This window comes from Planococcus lenghuensis (assembly GCF_001999905.1).
In the GTDB taxonomy this organism is placed as follows: Bacteria; Bacillota; Bacilli; order Bacillales_A; family Planococcaceae; genus Indiicoccus; species Indiicoccus lenghuensis.
Genome location: NZ_CP019640.1, coordinates 1,004,620 through 1,021,043, shown reverse-complemented (window position 1 = coordinate 1,021,043; position 16,424 = coordinate 1,004,620). Strand labels below are relative to the sequence as shown.

The window sequence follows — 16,424 nt, the reverse complement described above, 5'->3', positions numbered from 1 at the left end:
CCTCTAGTCCTCCGCGCCGAGTTCGGCCTTGATTTTATTTGCTGCTGCTGTTTGGATCTCCTGGATCTGCTGTTCATCCGGCGTTTGCAGGTAGCGGATTCCCCGGACATGGCGATAGACGTCCCCCAGAATTTCCTGCCAGTCGTCCGGCTGCCAGCTATCCACCAATTCACTCACTTTTGCGCCTAGGCCAGAAAGGGTACCCGGGTGTTTCGGCTCTTTCACCCGAATGCGATCGACCCAAAGAAACGATTCGCTGTTTTCCATTTCTTCCCGGATAGTCAGCAGCAGATCCTGCAGTGACTCTTCATTTCTGCCCAGTGCTGCGTGCGGGATCACCAGTTCTGTCACCCCTGCCCCCTTTTCTTCCAGATGACGGGCAAGTCGGTCAGTACACATCAGCAGAATTTCATTCATATGGCAGGTTTCCGGAATATCAATTTCCAAAGTGGTGAACTCGATGACCGATGCAGGAATGAATTTTAGATCCGGACCGGCATCAGACAACGTCACTTCATAAAATCCTTTTGTTCCTGTTTCATTCCGGTGCCGCCCCTGAAGATTGCCTGGATAGACGATGGGCGGATCAGCATGCAGTTCCTGCCGCAAGTGGATATGCCCGAGCGCCCAATAATCATAATGCTTCGACAGCAGGTCCTGCTTCCGGAAAGGCGCATAGACTGCATGCGAAGAATCACCTTCCAGGCTGCCATGCAACATGCCGATATGGATAGCTTCCCGGTCTGCCGCAACAGGATAGCGATCGATCATCCGGTCATTTACATGGCGGGCCGGGTAGCTGAACCCCGAAATCCGGACAGTTCTGCCCCCGATCGTTATTTCCATCTGCTCCACTTCTTCTTTGAATACACGGACATTGCGGGGCAAGTCGAAGCGGACCCAACTGCCGCTTAAATGATCATGATTTCCATGTGAAATAAAAACCGGAATTCCGCAGTCAGCAAGTGTCTGCATGCCCGTGCTGAAAATATGCTGAGCCCGGATGCTGCGGTCTTCACCATCGTATATATCTCCTGCAATCAGCACAAAATCCGGCTTTGTGTCAGCCGCATAGCTGATCAACCGGTTAAATGCATCAAACGTGCTGTCCCGCAAACTCTTCCACTTTTCTCTCGGCAGACCATTCATTCCCTTGAACGGACTATCGAGATGCAAATCTGCTGTATGTATAAACCGCAATGGCCGCATGGCAACTCCTCCTGTAAAACCGAATACTTGTTCTTATACTAGCATGGAAAGCGAAAGAAAAAAACTGTTTGCGGCATGTAAGCCGGCAAACAGTTCATTGTCAGCGTTTATTGCCCAATTGAATGGCCCGACGGATGTCTTTCAGCGATTGCGACGAACCATACATCAGAACGCCGCCGCGGTATACCCGGGCCCCGAACCAGCCGAGAACAGTAATGGAGGCGAGCATCAAGGCCACAGCCAACAGCGGCTCCCACAGCGGAATATCCAGCATTCCCACCCGCAGGAACATAACAAGCGGCGTGAAGAACGGAATATAGGAAGAGACTGTGACAAATGTTGCTTCCGGCACAGAGATGCCTGTGAATGCAATTAAACTGGCAACAATGATCAGCAGCATCATGGGCAGCATCAGCTGCTGCACGTCCTCAATCCGGCTGACGATCGAGCCGAGAAGTGCTGCGAGCATCGCATACAGGAAATAGCCCAGCAGAAAGAACAGGACAGCAAATAAAATGGTACTGATTCTGACGTTCGAAAAGCCGAATACACTGAAGAAGCCGCCGGACAGGTCAGATGACGAAGTTTCAATCGCCGTGTAGGCGGCTGCGCCGAAAATCAGCATTTGCAGGATACCGAGCGTGCCGATTCCCGCGATTTTCGCAAACATATGCTTTACCGGCGAGACGCTCGATATTAGAATTTCCATTACCCGGGAAGATTTTTCTGTCGCCACTTCCATGGCGATCATATTCGAGTAATAAATGACAGCAAAATAAATGAGGAAAATCAGAATATAAACAAGGCCGCGGGCTTCACTCAATTCCTGTTCTGTGCGTGATGCATCAGAGATTGCCTCCCGTTCGAACCCGGCTGGCGCAAAAAGTGCCGCTGCCTCTTCTGCGTTTAACTCCAGTTCTTCAACCGTACGGGTTGTCTGCAGATTCTGCACTGCTCCTTCTACAGCTGATGCCATTCCCGACAAACCAGCCGATTGGGAAACATAGGTGGCAGAAATTCCATTTCCAGCTTCCAGCACCACGTACGCTTCAATCACTCCATCTTTAATATCGGCCTGCAGGTCCGCCTCAGCGCGGTCTGTTTCCTGCACTTCAAAATCAACGTCCATCAACATCAACTGCTCTTTCAAAAGTGGAGCAAGTCCCGCTTCTGACTCTGTAATATACAGGATTTGTTCACCATCCCCGCCGAGCACACCGGTCTCTTGAACTGATGAGATGATGTTTTGCAGGTTCGCCATCAGAAAAAATCCAGCCACGGCGATCAATGTGGTAATGATGAATGATTTCGTTCTGGCTTTTGTCCAGAATGCCTGTTTGAAAATCGCCCAGAAACTACGCATGCTGCTGCCCCACCTTTGCGATAAAAATTTCCTGGAGTGTCGGCTCTTCAATAGCAAAAGAACGGATAGGACCAAATTTCATCGCTTCAGCAAGCAGCAATTGGGCCACACGTTCATCCGTAATGCGGAAAATGCCTCCTTCTTTTGTTGCAGTAAATGACTCCACACCGGTAATGTGCCGAAGAGAATTCAATTCATGATCGGTGCGGATCCGGACATTCTGTTTTCCAAAAGACCGTTTGACATCCCGTATCCGTCCGCTTGAAACGATTTTTCCATGATGCAACATACTCATTTCATCACAAAGTTCTTCCACATGCTCCATGCGGTGACTCGAGAAAATGATGGTGGCGCCTTGCTTTTGGAAATCCGTAATCGCCGCTTTCAGCATCTCGACATTGACCGGATCAAGCCCGCTGAATGGCTCGTCCAAAATCAACAGTTTCGGACGATGCAAGAGCGCTGCAATAAGCTGGATTTTCTGCTGGTTTCCTTTTGACAGTTCCTCCACTTTCTTTTGCTCGTAATGGGCCACTTCAAAACGCTCCAGCCACTTGCGCGTCTCCTGCCTGGCTGCCGTTTTCCCCATCCCCCGGAGCTGGGCCAGGTAAATAAGCTGTTCTGAAACCCTCATTTTCGGATAAAGTCCCCGTTCTTCCGGCAGATAGCCGATTTCCGGACTCGTTTCATATGTAACCGGTCTGCCATTCCAGCTGATGTTGCCTGATGTCGGGTCCAGGAGTCCCAAAATCATGCGGAACGTTGTCGTCTTACCGGCTCCGTTCGCTCCGAGGAAGCCATACATCTGTCCACTTTTGACAATCATTGATAAATCATCAACTGCTGTAAATGAGCCGAACTTTTTTGTCACATGCTCTACTTCCAATGCCATTTCATCTACCGCCTTTCTCTCTTTCCCTTTACGAGTCAGCAGCAGAAATGTTGCAGATTCCGGCGACTTTTTTACCAAAAGCGTTTATACTGAAAATGAATAACCATTCAGAAAGGAAGTTCAGTCATGAAAACGTATAAATTGACCGCCTTCGAGCGGACCGGGAAATTGCTGCTTGAGGAAACCTTCACGGCTCCTGACGACAAGGAAGCGCAGAGCATCGGCCGGAAGCTACTGGAAGAAAATGAACTTCTGCATCAGACGCATCGCTTGGGTTCGCCCGAAGGCAAATTGCTGCTGTTTCACCCGTAAACAAAAAATCTGCGGAGGAAGAATGCTTCCTCCGCAGATTTTTTAAAGAAAGAGAAAGTATATAAATTCGCTGCACTATCAATCTCGTGTCTGTAATTTTTTGTGTCCAGACTCCAGCCCGCACCCTCGTTTCACCCGCTTTTACGAAATCAGGAAAGACAGGGGGCATATGTCATTTGCCCCCTGTCTTTGCGACGGGCTTGCACAGGAGCATTTCGCTGTCGCGGGTTCCAACTCAGGCGTCGGAGGCCCACAGGATGTGGGTCATGCAACCGTTACGACAGGATGTTGTACTTTTAGGTTGCGTTCCTCAGACTGCTCGCTACACTTTTCTTATTTCCCTTCGAATTTCGGTTTCCGCTTTTCTGTGAAAGCCTTAATTCCCTCCATATGATCTGCCGAAGTACGCATGTCGCCTTGCGTCTCTGCTTCCATCGCTAAAACCTGCTCCAATTCCTCCAGTTTCTGACTGTGTAAAATCCGTTTGGAAGCAAGCATTGCCCGGACCGGCGCGGCTAATATGTATTCCGCATATGCTTCCGCCTGTTCCTGAACCTTCCCTTCAGCGGTCACTTCGTCTATAAGCCCTTTTGCCAACGCGTCATGGGCTTTCATCACTTGGCCGCTCCAGATCAATTCCTTTGCTTTCGGTACACCTACCCGCTCTTTCATAAAGAAATGACCCCCGCCATCCGGTACCAGCCCGATTCCGATGAAATTCATGGCAAGTTTGCTGTTTTCTTCCGCGATCAAGTGATCACAGGCGAGCGCCATGCTAAAGCCCAGACCGGCTGCTGCTCCGTGCACAGCGGCGACTGAAATCTGCGGCAGCGTGTACAGGGCACGGGCCAGCCTTGAGACGTTTTCCATGGCCGGACCGAAGTCCATCGGGTTCTCCGTATCCAGCATCGCCTTTATATCGCCCCCTGCCGAGAATGCACGGCCGCTTCCGCTGATGATCAGCACTTGAACCGAATTGTCCGCATGGAGTGATTCCAGGCAATCCGCTATCTCTTTCATCATCACTGTATTCATGGCATTCATGGAAGCTGGCCGGTTCAGCACCAGCCGGGCAATCCGCCCTTCTTTTGTTAACTCGATTGTTTCATACATAAAGAAAAAGACACCTCTCTCCGTAAAAATGAATTACCATTCATCTTTACAGATTCGGTGCCTTTTAAAGAAATCCTTTAAATTCCTTACATTTTTTCATAAAGAGACTGAATCGGACGGGTCATAGCCTGATTCACTTCATCCATGATCCGGCTCAGTGCCATCTCTGCTTCCAGCATACCGAGAATTTTCGGATTTTGCTGCGCAAGCTGGGCTGTTTTCTGAGCATATTCCATTTCTTCCCCTGAAATTTCTTCCCCTTGCATCTGCTTTTCCTGCAAGCTTACTTGCAAATCGCGGAATGTACGGAACAATTCTGCTGCTTCTTTATCTGCCGTCACCGTTTCCACTGCCTGTTCCAGGTTCTTGTATTCCTCCGTCTGGCGGAATGTGCTTTCCAATTTGTTGATGTCATCATAAATATTTACTGTCATCTTCCTCTCCCCTTTCAAATCATATTCATCAGCTGAACGAGTAACCCCTGCACGAGTCCAATAACACCGCCAAGAACTGCGCCCAATACCGTGATCATCTTAAATTCCCGACGTGAAATGCCCAGAACCAGGTCTTCTATCCGGTTCAGCGGAAAAGAATCCACTTGTTCCCGGACCATCTCTTCCATGTTGATTTTCTGAATCATTTCTTCCAGTTTCGCTTCCCCTTGCACAAACAGGGAATCCAGGGCCGTCGGGATAAGATTGTGCATGGTCCATTCTAAGCCTTTTGGCCACGCTTGTGCAACAGTAAGGTCCAGACGCGCCGAAATAGCGGCTTTCTTTTTGACCAGTGTCTTCACGGAATCCACTGCCGGCATGAGATCGGCTTGGCCGAACAAGGCATCCGCCCGCTTATCGAGAAACTTCTCCCATTCCTTCCTGATCAGGGCACCAAGAATCACTTCTGTATTAGGCGCCGTCAGGAACTTAATCATTTCCTGCTGCACCCGGTCCACAAGAGATTCCGATTCCCCGAATAACGATTGCAGCATGAGACCGAAGCGTCCCCGGGTTGCCAGGAATTCATCGATCAGTGAACGGATCGCCGCCCGTCCGTCAGCGGAAGCAAAAAACTCGATCCCCCTGTCGATCACGTAAGGTGCAGCATCATCAACCCGCTGCTCCACTTCCGCTTTCAACAAATCCGGCATCAATTCCCGGACGGTCTTTCCTTCGATAAAAGCGGCCAGCTGGAGAAATTGCTGATTGATAAACGAATCAATACGTTGCTCCGCCTTCGTATCGACTTCCGTCTGGCCGGCAAGCTGAAACCATTCACGGAACGTTCTCGGGCTTTTGAATACATGCGCTGCCAGCTGTCGCTCAGCCCAGCCAGCCAGCCGCTCCCGCATCGCGTCATTAAAGAAACGCTTTTTGAATGTCTCCGGTGTCAGCAAGTGTTCCACAACGGTCTTTCCAAGCTGCCGTGCCAGTTCATCCCGGCGTTTCGGAATCAGCCCCGGCGTAAACGGCAGGCGACGTCCGCCGATATACTTTGCCTCATATGGCCGAAAAAGCATCTTGATGGCAATGTGATTTGTAAAGCCGCCGATCAGTGCACCGATCAGTCCCATAAACAGCAGTAACCATAATAACTCCAAAACAATTCACTCTCTTCCATCAATTGCTCCGGCTTTCCTCCTGCCGAAGCTATAGATTTCCATGGCTGTCCGGCCTATAATAAAGATTGGAGGTGGAAGACGCCATGTTGCAGCACTTTAAATACAGATCCATGTTCGATAACGGCCAGCTGCCCGGCTGGACGATTTCGTTTTTCTACAACAGCAAACGCATTGAAGGCGAGTATCATCCGGACGGGACCATTACCTGGCTTTCTGAAGCACCGGCTGATGAAGAAAAGGTCAAAAAAATGATTCATGAGCTGATGCTCTTCCATGTATACGACTAAAGCGCCGGGAAGTTCCCGGCGCTTTTTTAGTCTTGCGCTGCATCCGTATCTATTATTATAGACAAGAGGCAGTTTGATTAAAAGGAATTGTCCTGCGGCTTATCCGACCGGCTGTGCTTCTCCGCCGGGTGTCCCTGACTGGATCAGGTACATCTGGTAGTAGCGGCCTTTCAATTTCATCAACTCTTCGTGGGTTCCGGCTTCCGCGATTTCCCCGCGGTCGAGCACAATAATCTGATCCGCTGATCGGATCGTGGACAGCCGGTGGGCGATGACGAATGTTGTCCGCCCTTTTTTCAATACTTCCATCGCATGCTGGATGATTTCTTCGGTTTCCGTGTCGATATTCGATGTCGCTTCATCCAGAATCAGGATAGCCGGATCAAATGCAAGCGCCCGGGCGAAGGAAATCAATTGCCGCTGACCTGACGACAACGTGCTGCCTTTCTCGACTACCGGCTCATCCAACCCTTTCGGCAAGTGATTCAGCACCCGCTCACCACCGACATCCGTCAATGCTTTTTCAGCAGCAGCTCGCGTGACACGCTTATCCCCGAGTGTGATGTTCGACTCGATTGTCCCGGTGAATAAATATGGATCCTGTAGCACAATCCCCATATGATCCCGGATAGCCTGGCGGCTCAATGATGTGATATCTGTCCCATCTATCGTGATTTTGCCTTTCGTCGAATCATAGAAGCGGAACAGCAGATTGATAATCGAGCTTTTACCTGAGCCCGTATGGCCGACGAGCGCCACCGTCTGTCCTTGTTTCGCCTGGAAGGAAATGTTCTTCAGCACGTACTCTTCATCTTTATAGGCGAACCACACATCTTCAAACCGCACATTGCCCCGATAGCGTGCCACTTTTTCATCAGCGACTGGCTCGCCTTCCCTGTCCAGGAGCCTGAATACCCGCTCCGCTGCCACCAACGCCTGTTCCAACTTTGCAAACTGGTTGACCACACCGGAGATCGGATTGAACAGCCGGATGATGTAATCGACGAAAGCGTAAAGCACCCCGACCGTCACGACCGATTCCGCATTCAATGCCGCGCCACCGAAATACCAGATGAACAGCACAAATGTCGCTGAGCGCAGTACACCGACAAGATTATGGGAAGTCGCCGCTTCCAGTAACAGCAATTTGTTCTGATAACGGAAATGGGTATTATTCATTTCCTCGAACTCATCCTGCATCTGCTGTTCCCGCCGGAATGCCTGAATGATCGTCATTCCTTGAATAGCCTCATTGACCATTGCATTCAAGTCAGAAATCTTTTGCCGGACGACATGATTATATTTTGCGGCATAGCGCCGGTAAAACAGCATCCAGCCATATAATAACGGAACCAGCACCAGTGTAATGGACGCCAAACGCCAGTCCAGGTAGAAAAGCGCCGCGTAAATACCCGCCATATACATGAAGCTCGTAGCGAATTGAGACAGCACCGTGACATACAATTCCCGGATTGCTTCTGTGTCATTCGTAATGCGGGCAACTACTTTGCCGGCCGGCAGGTTATCAAAGTACCGGATCGGCAATGTCTGAACATGCTGGAACACGTCATTGCGCATTTTTTGAATGACCCGGTTCGCCGTCGTCTGCAATAAGAGATACTGGCCGTAGCGGAATACTGCCGCCACGGCGGCTAGCCCGAAAAACCAGGCAAGCAAGTAAGCGATCGGCTCGAAGTTAAGCGTGCCATCTTCCGCTTCAGCAATCGGTCCGTCAATGATTTCTTTTGCGATCAGCGGACCCGCCAGATCACCTGCTACTGCAACAGCCAGCAGTGCGAGTCCGGTATATAATGTTCTTTTGAATGTTAACGCGTACTTGACTAATCGTTTTCCTGTCCCCATAATTACACCTCCTCAATTCGCTGGCGGAGGAATTGTTCATAGTACCAGCCGCCTTTGGAGACCAACTGCTCATGGGTGCCTTCTTCAATGACTTTCCCGTCATCCATAACGACCACCCAATCGGCATGCTGGACTGCACTCAGCCGGTGTGTCGTAATGATCGTTGTTTTTCCTGCCCGCTCCTGTTGAATGTTCTCAATGATTTGCGCTTCAGTTTTTGCATCGACTGCCGACAGTGAATCATCAAGAATCAGGATTTCCGGATTTTTGATCAAGGCTCGCGCAATGGAAATCCGCTGCTTCTGACCACCGGATAATGCAACACCTTTTTCGCCGACGAGTGTATCAAGCCCTTGCGGCAGCATTTCCAGATCCCGTTCAAAATGAGCCAGACGAATCGCTTCCCGAATTTCTTCATCTGACGCATCCGGCTTGCCAAACAGAATGTTCGCGCGAACTGAACGTGAAAACAGTACATGATCCTGCGGCACGTAGCCGACCCAGCCGCGCAGACGGGCTTTTGACAACTCGTTCAGGCCTATGCCATTGAACGAAATTGTCCCCTCACCAAGCGGATATTCCCGTAGCAGCTGTTTTACGAATGTCGTCTTCCCGCTGCCGGTTTTCCCGACAATACCAAGCGTTTGTCCGCTGTTAAGTGCCAGGTTAATGCCATGCAGGTTAATGGAGCTCGACGTTGGATACGTGAAATGCACATCATTAAACCCGAGCTGTTCCGGCCGTTCAATCACGCGCGGCTTGACCGGATCCTGCACGGTTTCTTTCGCTTCAAGCGTTTCTGTCACCCGGTCCAGTGATGCGTTACCGCGCTGCATAATATTGATAAGTTCTCCGATTGCAAACATCGGCCAGACAATCATACCGAGATACACATTGAACGTGACCAGATCTCCGAGCGTGATAGTCCCGGCTGCGACTAGAAATGCACCATACCCGAGGCCGATCATGTAACTGACTGACGTCAGCACCCGCATGATTGGCATGAAGAGGGCATCGATTCGTTCAACTGCCATATTCTTGCTGAAGACATCTTCTGTCATTGCTGCAAATTCTTGTTCAGAAGCCCGTTCTTGAACATACGCTCGAACAACCCGGACACCGGAAATGGATTCCAGTACACTGTCATTCATCTCGCCGAAGGCATCTTGTGCTACGGTGTAGCGTTCATGAATCCGTTTGCCGAGGATTTGCATCATCACCGCAAGTATCGGCAGCGGAAGCAGTGCTGCGAATGTCAGTTTCCATGACACAATTATTCCCATGGCCACAATCAGTGTACCCATGAACAGTGTCGAATCGACTAAAGTCAAAATACCGAATCCGGCTGTCTCCGATACAGCCCGCAAGTCATTGGTTGCCCGGGCCATCAAATCGCCCGTTCTGTTCTTTTCATAGAATCCAGGCGACATGCCAAGGAACTTCCGCATCAGATTCGACCGAAGTTTCCGTTCGATGACGTATGCACCGCCGAATAACTGATGCTGCCAGACGAAGTTTGTAACATACGCGAGCACGAGAGCCAGCGCAAGCAATCCGATATACTCCCAAAGCAGTCCCTGCGTCAGTTCCCCTCTTGCGATTTCATCGATGGCAGCTCCGATCAGCCAGGGCGGAACCACTTCAATGACATTCGCAATCAGCAGCAGCCCGACTGCGATGGAATAACGGATCCAATTTTCTTTAAAAAACCATCCTAATTTTCCTAATACGCTAAACATATATGTTTTCCTTCTTTCCTGTTTCCAGTTCCACTAGTCTCCTTCAAGCGATTCCTTGATCATCATTTTTCGTGTTTGTACTTTATTCATCTTCCGCATCTCCTTTGATTTTAAGTTTTTCGCTTTTCTCTGTTAATTGACGTGGCTGGTTCCGCAAAGTTATAGATAAACAGCGGAACTGTTGTAAGAAATAGCTGCGCTCTATCCAAATTGACAGTTTTCCTGCTGGCAACACGCACAGACAGCATATAGATCTATATGAACAGCCGAAGCTGGCATTAAAAAAGCGCATACCGATTTTCGGCATGCGCAGGCAGCAAAAAAATGCAGGTGGATTCCCTGCCTTTTACTTCTGTTTTCGAAACAAACGTTTTACGAAATAATTGTCCGGACAGATTCAGGCAGGTTTAACATATGCGATTGTACGATGTTCTGGATAAGTACTTTTTTCATGGTTAAACGCTCCCTTCTTTCTGATTTATTAGTTTCAGCCTACCATTGCCTTTTTTTAAATGTCAACAGTTATTTGAAATCGGTCATTTTTCAGTTAGTTTTCTAATGTTTTTACCACTCTAGGCAAGGGTAATTAACAAGTAATAAGTATTAGTCAGCAAACGGTAAAGAGAGGTGAAATGAATGTTTAATCACATTGCAGTGGGCTTTGATGGTTCTTCAGGAGCCCGAAAAGCACTTGATCAGGCGATTCAGCTGAAAAAGGTTATGCCCAAAGCGAGACTGACTGTAATTTACGTCAATGAAGAAACGCATGAAAACGTAGCCCATGCCGTTCCGGAGGGTGCAACGATTCAAGGAATGACACCTATAGCCGATGGAGCCTACACGCGCTATATGCCTCCTGAAATCGGGGCCGAGTTCGATGGAGACAGCACGCCGGGCGCTCCGCGTGATTATGCAAAAAGTATGCATTACAGCATCCAGCAGCAGCTTGAAGAACAGCATATTGAAGGAGATGTCCTGGCGATCGAAGGAAATCCAGAGAAGACCATTCCGGCATTTGCAGAAGAACAGCATACCGACCTGCTGATTGTTGGAAACAGCGGAAAATCAGGACTTCAGAAGTTCTTCGTCGGGTCGGTCAGTGAAAAAGTGCTGAAAGAATCACCGTGTTCTGTCATGATCGTCAAATGATTTCAGCCCAGCAGATTGTTGCTGGGCTTTTCCTATTCATCCTGTTCCTCTGATACAATTGTTACCATTTTGTAAAAGTTCACGAAAAAATACATAAAAACAATGCTTTTATGAGATTTAAATTACGTATGATGGGTAAACATTACTAAAGAGAAGCAAGAAGCACATTTCCTTGCATCCCTTTCACTCATTCTGCTAATTAGCGAGGAAGTAGGGAACAGCCATGAACAAACACACCGTTTATTTTCTGTCTTCCCATCAGCAACGCGGTATGATGGCAGAAATTTGGGCTAACTGTCTGCGGTTGCCTGATTGGGAAATCCGCAGTGCAGCATGGAAGCAGCCTATATGGGATAATACAACAATCGAAATCATGCAAGAAATATTGCTGGATTTTCCGGAAATCCGGCTAACACCATATAATCCGATGGAAGTGGGCGGAGCTGATTTAGTAATCGTCCTGTATGACAGTGAATACGAGCAGTTGGATTTGCCTCCTGACCTGCCTGAAAGCAATTTGCTGCTATGGGATATCTGTAATCCCGCCTTACGCACGAACGATGAAATTGAGAAATGGGTCCTTTATCAGGAAGTATGCGATGAAATTGCCCAGAACGTAAAAAAACTGGAACCTGTTTTCAGATTCCAGTACATGTAGCTGCCTTCACCCGTCCAACCGGTGAAGGTGTTTTTTTGTTCTGTTTTCACTTTAATTCAAGACAAGACAGCGGAAGTCATTTTTCAAACAGAACAGCCCTCACCGGACTGCCGTCACTTCCAGCAATATTCAGCGGAAGTGCGGCATACTCATAAATCCCTGCCGGCACTTCATCCAATACAATTCCTTCGAGAATAAATCGCTTGTGTTTGTTCATTGCCTGGTGCATCGGTAAATCCTTACTCGTTTCCGGGTCGACCGAAGGTGTTTCGACGCCAAGCAATAGAACTTTGTTTTCTTCCATCCATGCCGCTATGGAATCATCATAGACGGGATAGTCAGATGGAAACTTGCTGCGGTCCGGCCAGCCGCCGGTTTTCAGGAATATGGCCGTTACCCCTTTCCCGGCTGCTGCTGTGAGATGACGGTCCGTTATGCGCTTCTCCCCCGTCACATCAACGACTGCTGTTTTACCGATATAAATATCAAGCGGCAGTTCGTGTACTTTGATTCCTTTATTATCGTAATGAAATGGCGCATCGATATGCGTGCCGTTATGTGTGCTCATATGGATTTCACCAACGTTGACAGAACCGGTTTGTTCAATTGTCGCCGTTGTCTGATAGCTGAACGGTATATCGCCCGGCCACTCAGCCGTCCGGTCACTCAATTGCATTGTAATATCCCAAATTTTCATTGTTATGCCACCACATTTCGTTCATTTGTGAAGTTCTTGTACCGCTCTTCTTTCATGATCCGCTCCAAGCGTTTCATCGCTTCTTCCACATCAGTGAATGATGTATAGAGAGCGACGGGTGCCAACCGGATAACATTCGGTGCGCGGAAGTCCGGTACAACCCCATCCGCTTTCAGTGCTTTGCAGATTCTGGCTGCTTCTTCGTGTATAAATGCAATATGGCCGCCGCGCTCTATATCTGCTTCAGGCGTGATTGTTTTTAATTCAGGTAAACGCTCAGCAGCGAATTCACGCATGAACCGGGTCAGCGCCAGAGATTTTTCTCGAATTTCATCCATGCCCGCTTCTTCAAATAGTTCAATGCTTCCCACAAGCGGCGCTGTGCTGAAGATATGCGGTGTGCCGATCTGATAAGCGCCTGCCCCTTTCGCTTTTACGAAAGTATGGTCCATATCGAATTGCTTCGTCTTATCTGATCCGAACCAGCCGCTCAGCCCTGGCTGCCGGCCGTGATGGCGTTCATGGATGTAGAGGCCGCCAGCGGACCCCGGACCGGCGTTCATGTACTTATAATGGCACCATACGGCAAAATCCACTCCATCATCATGGAGGTTATGCGGCATGGCACCGATTGAATGAGCAAGGTCAAATCCCACAAGAATGCCTTTTTTATGTGCCGCTTCTGTAATCCGCCGCATCGGCAGCAATTGGCCACTCCGGTACAGAACAGAAGGCAACAGTACGACTGCAACATCTTCCGTAAGCGCATCCAGAATATCTTCTTCCGCCAGGACAGCTCCGTTACGGCTGCCGATCTTCCGCAAGAATACCTGCGGGTCAAGACCTCTGAGGCGCAAATGACTTTCCGCCGCGTAAATATCTGAAGGGAAATTCAATTCGTCTGTTAAAATGACTGAACGCCCCTTATCAGGCTGAAACAACGATGAAAGCAATTGATGAATATTTACGGTGATCGATCCGGTCACCATTACTTCATTCGCCCGCGCGCCGACAAGCGGAGCTATACGCGTGCTCAATTCTTCAGAAAGCGTAAACCATGGATGCTCTCCTTCGGTCCAGCCGTCAATGCCGAGCTGTTTCCAGCTTTCGCTGAGCTCCAGTAATTTCCGTTCTGCGCTTGCAGACATTAGACCAAGCGAATTTCCGTCCAGGTAAATCTGGCCCTCGGCCTGAAAAAACTCCTGTTTGAAGCGGGCAAGCCTATCCTGCTGGTCATACTTCACTGCGTTCATTCCTGTTCCTCCTTATCCTATAACTGCCTATAACAAGCACCAAGCACCGTCGTGAAGCGTAAGTTATCCCCGACAGCCGTCTAAATCAGACTACCATTCCAACTGCCGCAACTGCAATCGGGAAATCAGCCGGCCCACCAAATGAAACAGGGACAGCATCAGCGATACTTATAAAATTTCTATGTGTATATCCTTCTTATTGCTGAGCCGTTTTCACTGTTCGTTGATTATCTAATGGTCCATTTCTATGTTTGACATATTTGTTTTTCCGCTTCAAATCTTCTATGATAAACAGTATGACCTCTAGTACGATGATTTGCTGAAAACGGCTCCTTAGTGAGCCGTTTTCATATGTCAGCCGATATTGAAAGGAGGAAATCCTGATGGACCAGTATGAAAATTTACGCAAAGGGGAAAAAGGAGCCTGGCTGTCGATCGGAGCTTACCTTTTTTTGAGTGCTGTCAAGCTGATTGCCGGCTACACCGGAGATTCAGAAGCACTGCGGGCGGATGGATTCAATAACTTGTCAGACATCATCGCATCTGTCGCTGTTCTGATCGGTCTCCGGATATCCCAGCGGCCACCTGACGAGAATCATCATTACGGACACTTGCGGGCCGAAACCATTTCCTCGTTGTTTGCGTCTTTCGTCATGGGACTGATCGGATTGCAGGTACTGTATTCAGCTTTCATGAACTTACTGCATCCGACCGATGAAATCCCTTCTTTCTTTACTGCTGCTGTCGCTTTTTTCAGTGCAGTTATTATGTATGGTGTGTACCGCTTTAATATTAAGCTCAGCAGGCAAATTGACAGTTCAGCAGTTAAAGCCGCTGCATATGATAATCGCTCGGATGCACTTGTCTCAATCGGAGCCGGAATCGGTATTACGGGTGCCGTTTTAGGTTTTCCGATTCTTGATGCCATCACAGCTATACTGGTTGCACTCATTATCCTTAAAACAGCCGTGGATATTTTCAGGGAAGCAGTTCATGCGCTGACAGACGGATTTGATGAAGATGAAGTGGAGACATTATCTTTTCTGATCCGCAAAGTTCCGGGTGTGTTGGTGCTGCGGGACTTCAAAGGTCGCACACATGGCAATACAATGTTTGTCGATTTGACTGTTGAAGTTGATCCTTCTTTAAATGTTGTGCAGAGTCATCGCATTACAGAAGAAATCGAACAAAAAATTCATCGGGTAAATCCCGCCTGCATTATTCATGTGCATATTGAGCCTTTCTTCCCGCAGGAGGAATAATGGACCCGCAGTCCCCTCCTCACTTAGTGTGCGGGCAAACGGTTCAGAGCAGGAACTCCCGGCTGTCCGCCAATGCTGTCAGTTTGGCACGAACTGACTGGGCTTCCCCTTGCGTTCCGCAACGTGCTGTTTCCTGCCATTAAAAAAGGGGCCATTTGCGGCCCTTTCTTGATGGTCTATTATTCTGCGTCCGGATCTTCTTCCACTTCTTCTTCAACCTCTTCATCATCATCGACTTCCGGGACATCAACCTCTTCCTGTTCGCCCGGGTCTCCGCAGGCGGCAAGCACGTTCATTGAAAGAACTGCCGCAGCTCCTAATTTCATCCATTTGGCTTTTACCACTGCAATCATCCTTTCAACTTCCTGATAAAAAAAAGGGCCGGCATGGCCCCAGTCCTCATCTCGCTTACTCTACTACTTCTTCTTCCTCTTCAAGCACTTCTTCTTCTTCGACAGGTTCCTCTTCAGCACAAGCACCAAGTACGCCGATTGATACAAAACCTACTGCTGCAAGTCGTGCCCATTTTGATTTCCACATAAAAAATCCTCCTTCGAATAATCAGTTTTTCTAATATTTATTTCGCGAAATAAATATTAGGCTTTCCTACAACATGTATTTCCCAAGTTGCGCATTTCTAAACGTGATTTTCATAGCATTTCTCTGGTCCTACTCGATGACCTCTTCCTCGTCTTCACCTTCGTTGATGACTTCTCCTTCTTCTTCCCCTTCAGTACCTGCCTCTTCTTCAAGTTCCACATTTTCATCTTCAACTGTTTCATCTTCTGTCACTTCATCTTCCACCGGCTCTTCTTCAACCGGTTCGTCTCCTTCAGCACAGCCTGCAAGAAATCCCATTGAGAGAAAAGCTGCAGCACCAAGCCGGATCCATTTAGCTTCCGCCAATCCAAACACCCCTTTCTATCGGCCCTGTATTCCATACAGATTTATACCCGCTGCATTTCCCGGTAAACAATCCGCTGTTTTTTTCATTTTGGTCCTTGACACA

Annotated in this window: 18 protein-coding genes; 5 read left to right on the top strand and 13 right to left on the bottom strand. The window is 48.7% G+C overall.

The window, feature by feature from the left end; translation table 11 throughout:
* Nucleotides 1–3: 3 nt before the first annotated feature.
* From B0X71_RS05165 to B0X71_RS05155, 3 genes are all read right to left on the bottom strand, one after another.
* Nucleotides 4–1,209, bottom strand: a complete 1,206-nt coding sequence (locus B0X71_RS05165; protein ID WP_077588430.1) for a metallophosphoesterase family protein — start codon at nt 1,207–1,209, stop codon at nt 4–6.
* Nucleotides 1,210–1,309: 100 nt separating this feature from the next.
* The gene (locus B0X71_RS05160) at nt 1,310–2,572 is read right to left on the bottom strand and encodes an ABC transporter permease (protein WP_077588429.1); all 1,263 of its coding nucleotides are present in this window, start codon (nt 2,570–2,572) and stop codon (nt 1,310–1,312) included.
* Nucleotides 2,565–3,464 carry an ABC transporter ATP-binding protein gene (locus B0X71_RS05155; protein WP_077588428.1) on the bottom strand — a complete coding sequence of 300 codons (900 nt, stop codon included), beginning with the start codon at nt 3,462–3,464 and terminating at the stop codon, nt 2,565–2,567. Before B0X71_RS05155 ends, B0X71_RS05160 begins: the two co-directional genes overlap by 8 nt.
* Nucleotides 3,465–3,590: 126 nt before the next feature.
* Here B0X71_RS05155 and B0X71_RS05150 point away from each other — a divergent pair, with 126 nt between their 5' ends.
* On the top strand, nt 3,591–3,776 hold the full coding sequence (locus tag B0X71_RS05150; RefSeq protein ID WP_077588427.1) for a YhzD family protein: 186 nt from the start codon (nt 3,591–3,593) through the stop codon (nt 3,774–3,776).
* A 333-nt stretch (nt 3,777–4,109) separates the two neighbouring features.
* Here B0X71_RS05150 and B0X71_RS05145 read toward each other — a convergent pair whose 3' ends face one another.
* From B0X71_RS05145 to B0X71_RS05135, 3 genes are all read right to left on the bottom strand, one after another.
* Nucleotides 4,110–4,889 carry an enoyl-CoA hydratase gene (locus B0X71_RS05145; RefSeq protein WP_077588426.1) on the bottom strand — a complete coding sequence of 260 codons (780 nt, stop codon included), beginning with the start codon at nt 4,887–4,889 and terminating at the stop codon, nt 4,110–4,112.
* A gap of 86 nt (nt 4,890–4,975) precedes the next feature.
* A complete protein-coding gene (locus B0X71_RS05140) occupies nt 4,976–5,323 on the bottom strand; it encodes a YlbF family regulator (protein ID WP_077588425.1) in 348 nt (115 codons plus the stop codon).
* 14 nt (nt 5,324–5,337) lie between these two features.
* Nucleotides 5,338–6,486, bottom strand: coding sequence for a DUF445 domain-containing protein (locus B0X71_RS05135; RefSeq protein ID WP_232336789.1), 1,149 nt, complete (start codon nt 6,484–6,486; stop codon nt 5,338–5,340).
* A gap of 104 nt (nt 6,487–6,590) precedes the next feature.
* On the opposite strand from B0X71_RS05135, the gene B0X71_RS05130 reads away from it, so the two are divergent.
* The gene (locus B0X71_RS05130) at nt 6,591–6,794 is read left to right on the top strand and encodes a YheE family protein (RefSeq protein WP_077588424.1); all 204 of its coding nucleotides are present in this window, start codon (nt 6,591–6,593) and stop codon (nt 6,792–6,794) included.
* 99 nt (nt 6,795–6,893) lie between these two features.
* Here the strand turns inward: B0X71_RS05130 and B0X71_RS05125 are convergent, their stop codons facing one another.
* Both B0X71_RS05125 and B0X71_RS05120 read right to left on the bottom strand, forming a co-directional pair.
* Nucleotides 6,894–8,657 (bottom strand): ABC transporter ATP-binding protein, encoded by a 1,764-nt coding sequence (locus tag B0X71_RS05125; RefSeq protein ID WP_077588423.1) that lies wholly within the window; start codon nt 8,655–8,657, stop codon nt 6,894–6,896.
* A 2-nt stretch (nt 8,658–8,659) separates the two neighbouring features.
* Nucleotides 8,660–10,396 (bottom strand): ABC transporter ATP-binding protein, encoded by a 1,737-nt coding sequence (locus tag B0X71_RS05120; protein WP_077588422.1) that lies wholly within the window; start codon nt 10,394–10,396, stop codon nt 8,660–8,662.
* Nucleotides 10,397–11,032: 636 nt separating this feature from the next.
* Between B0X71_RS05120 and B0X71_RS05115 the strand changes: the two genes are divergently transcribed.
* Together B0X71_RS05115 and B0X71_RS05110 are read left to right on the top strand one after the other, a co-directional pair.
* On the top strand, nt 11,033–11,545 hold the full coding sequence (locus tag B0X71_RS05115; protein ID WP_077588421.1) for a universal stress protein: 513 nt from the start codon (nt 11,033–11,035) through the stop codon (nt 11,543–11,545).
* 223 nt (nt 11,546–11,768) lie between these two features.
* A complete protein-coding gene (locus tag B0X71_RS05110; RefSeq protein ID WP_077588420.1) occupies nt 11,769–12,203 on the top strand; it encodes a phosphatase in 435 nt (144 codons plus the stop codon).
* 76 nt (nt 12,204–12,279) lie between these two features.
* Here B0X71_RS05110 and B0X71_RS05105 read toward each other — a convergent pair whose 3' ends face one another.
* Together B0X71_RS05105 and kynU are read right to left on the bottom strand one after the other, a co-directional pair.
* Nucleotides 12,280–12,900: a cyclase family protein gene (locus B0X71_RS05105; RefSeq protein ID WP_077588419.1), complete on the bottom strand. Its 621-nt coding sequence runs from the start codon at nt 12,898–12,900 to the stop codon at nt 12,280–12,282.
* Nucleotides 12,901–12,902: 2 nt separating this feature from the next.
* Nucleotides 12,903–14,153: a kynureninase gene (gene kynU, locus B0X71_RS05100; protein WP_077588418.1), complete on the bottom strand. Its 1,251-nt coding sequence runs from the start codon at nt 14,151–14,153 to the stop codon at nt 12,903–12,905.
* A gap of 383 nt (nt 14,154–14,536) precedes the next feature.
* Between kynU and B0X71_RS05095 the strand changes: the two genes are divergently transcribed.
* Nucleotides 14,537–15,415, top strand: coding sequence for a cation diffusion facilitator family transporter (locus B0X71_RS05095; protein ID WP_077588417.1), 879 nt, complete (start codon nt 14,537–14,539; stop codon nt 15,413–15,415).
* Nucleotides 15,416–15,594: 179 nt separating this feature from the next.
* Here B0X71_RS05095 and B0X71_RS20825 read toward each other — a convergent pair whose 3' ends face one another.
* From B0X71_RS20825 to B0X71_RS05090, 3 genes are all read right to left on the bottom strand, one after another.
* Nucleotides 15,595–15,768, bottom strand: a complete 174-nt coding sequence (locus B0X71_RS20825) for a hypothetical protein (protein WP_156889796.1) — start codon at nt 15,766–15,768, stop codon at nt 15,595–15,597.
* Between the two features lie 55 nt (nt 15,769–15,823).
* Nucleotides 15,824–15,955: a hypothetical protein gene (locus B0X71_RS21540; RefSeq protein WP_269750101.1), complete on the bottom strand. Its 132-nt coding sequence runs from the start codon at nt 15,953–15,955 to the stop codon at nt 15,824–15,826.
* Nucleotides 15,956–16,084: 129 nt separating this feature from the next.
* Nucleotides 16,085–16,321 (bottom strand): hypothetical protein, encoded by a 237-nt coding sequence (locus tag B0X71_RS05090; protein ID WP_077588416.1) that lies wholly within the window; start codon nt 16,319–16,321, stop codon nt 16,085–16,087.
* Nucleotides 16,322–16,424 lie beyond the last annotated feature (103 nt).

Bases quoted from the DNA above. Each gene is read 5' to 3' on its own strand.
- B0X71_RS05095 (WP_077588417.1), top strand. From the start codon at position 14,537: ATGGACCAGTATGAAAATTTACGCAAAGGGGAAAAAGGAGCCTGGCTG.
- B0X71_RS05115 (WP_077588421.1), top strand. From the start codon at position 11,033: ATGTTTAATCACATTGCAGTGGGCTTTGATGGTTCTTCAGGAGCCCGA.
- B0X71_RS05145 (WP_077588426.1), bottom strand. From the start codon at position 4,889: ATGTATGAAACAATCGAGTTAACAAAAGAAGGGCGGATTGCCCGGCTG.
- B0X71_RS05110 (WP_077588420.1), top strand. From the start codon at position 11,769: ATGAACAAACACACCGTTTATTTTCTGTCTTCCCATCAGCAACGCGGT.
- kynU (WP_077588418.1), bottom strand. From the start codon at position 14,153: ATGAACGCAGTGAAGTATGACCAGCAGGATAGGCTTGCCCGCTTCAAA.
- B0X71_RS05120 (WP_077588422.1), bottom strand. From the start codon at position 10,396: ATGTTTAGCGTATTAGGAAAATTAGGATGGTTTTTTAAAGAAAATTGG.
- B0X71_RS05155 (WP_077588428.1), bottom strand. From the start codon at position 3,464: ATGGCATTGGAAGTAGAGCATGTGACAAAAAAGTTCGGCTCATTTACA.
- B0X71_RS05140 (WP_077588425.1), bottom strand. From the start codon at position 5,323: ATGACAGTAAATATTTATGATGACATCAACAAATTGGAAAGCACATTC.
- B0X71_RS20825 (WP_156889796.1), bottom strand. From the start codon at position 15,768: ATGATTGCAGTGGTAAAAGCCAAATGGATGAAATTAGGAGCTGCGGCA.
- B0X71_RS05125 (WP_077588423.1), bottom strand. From the start codon at position 8,657: ATGGGGACAGGAAAACGATTAGTCAAGTACGCGTTAACATTCAAAAGA.
- B0X71_RS05150 (WP_077588427.1), top strand. From the start codon at position 3,591: ATGAAAACGTATAAATTGACCGCCTTCGAGCGGACCGGGAAATTGCTG.
- B0X71_RS05105 (WP_077588419.1), bottom strand. From the start codon at position 12,900: ATGAAAATTTGGGATATTACAATGCAATTGAGTGACCGGACGGCTGAG.
- B0X71_RS05165 (WP_077588430.1), bottom strand. From the start codon at position 1,209: ATGCGGCCATTGCGGTTTATACATACAGCAGATTTGCATCTCGATAGT.
- B0X71_RS05160 (WP_077588429.1), bottom strand. From the start codon at position 2,572: ATGCGTAGTTTCTGGGCGATTTTCAAACAGGCATTCTGGACAAAAGCC.
- B0X71_RS05130 (WP_077588424.1), top strand. From the start codon at position 6,591: ATGTTGCAGCACTTTAAATACAGATCCATGTTCGATAACGGCCAGCTG.
- B0X71_RS21540 (WP_269750101.1), bottom strand. From the start codon at position 15,955: ATGTGGAAATCAAAATGGGCACGACTTGCAGCAGTAGGTTTTGTATCA.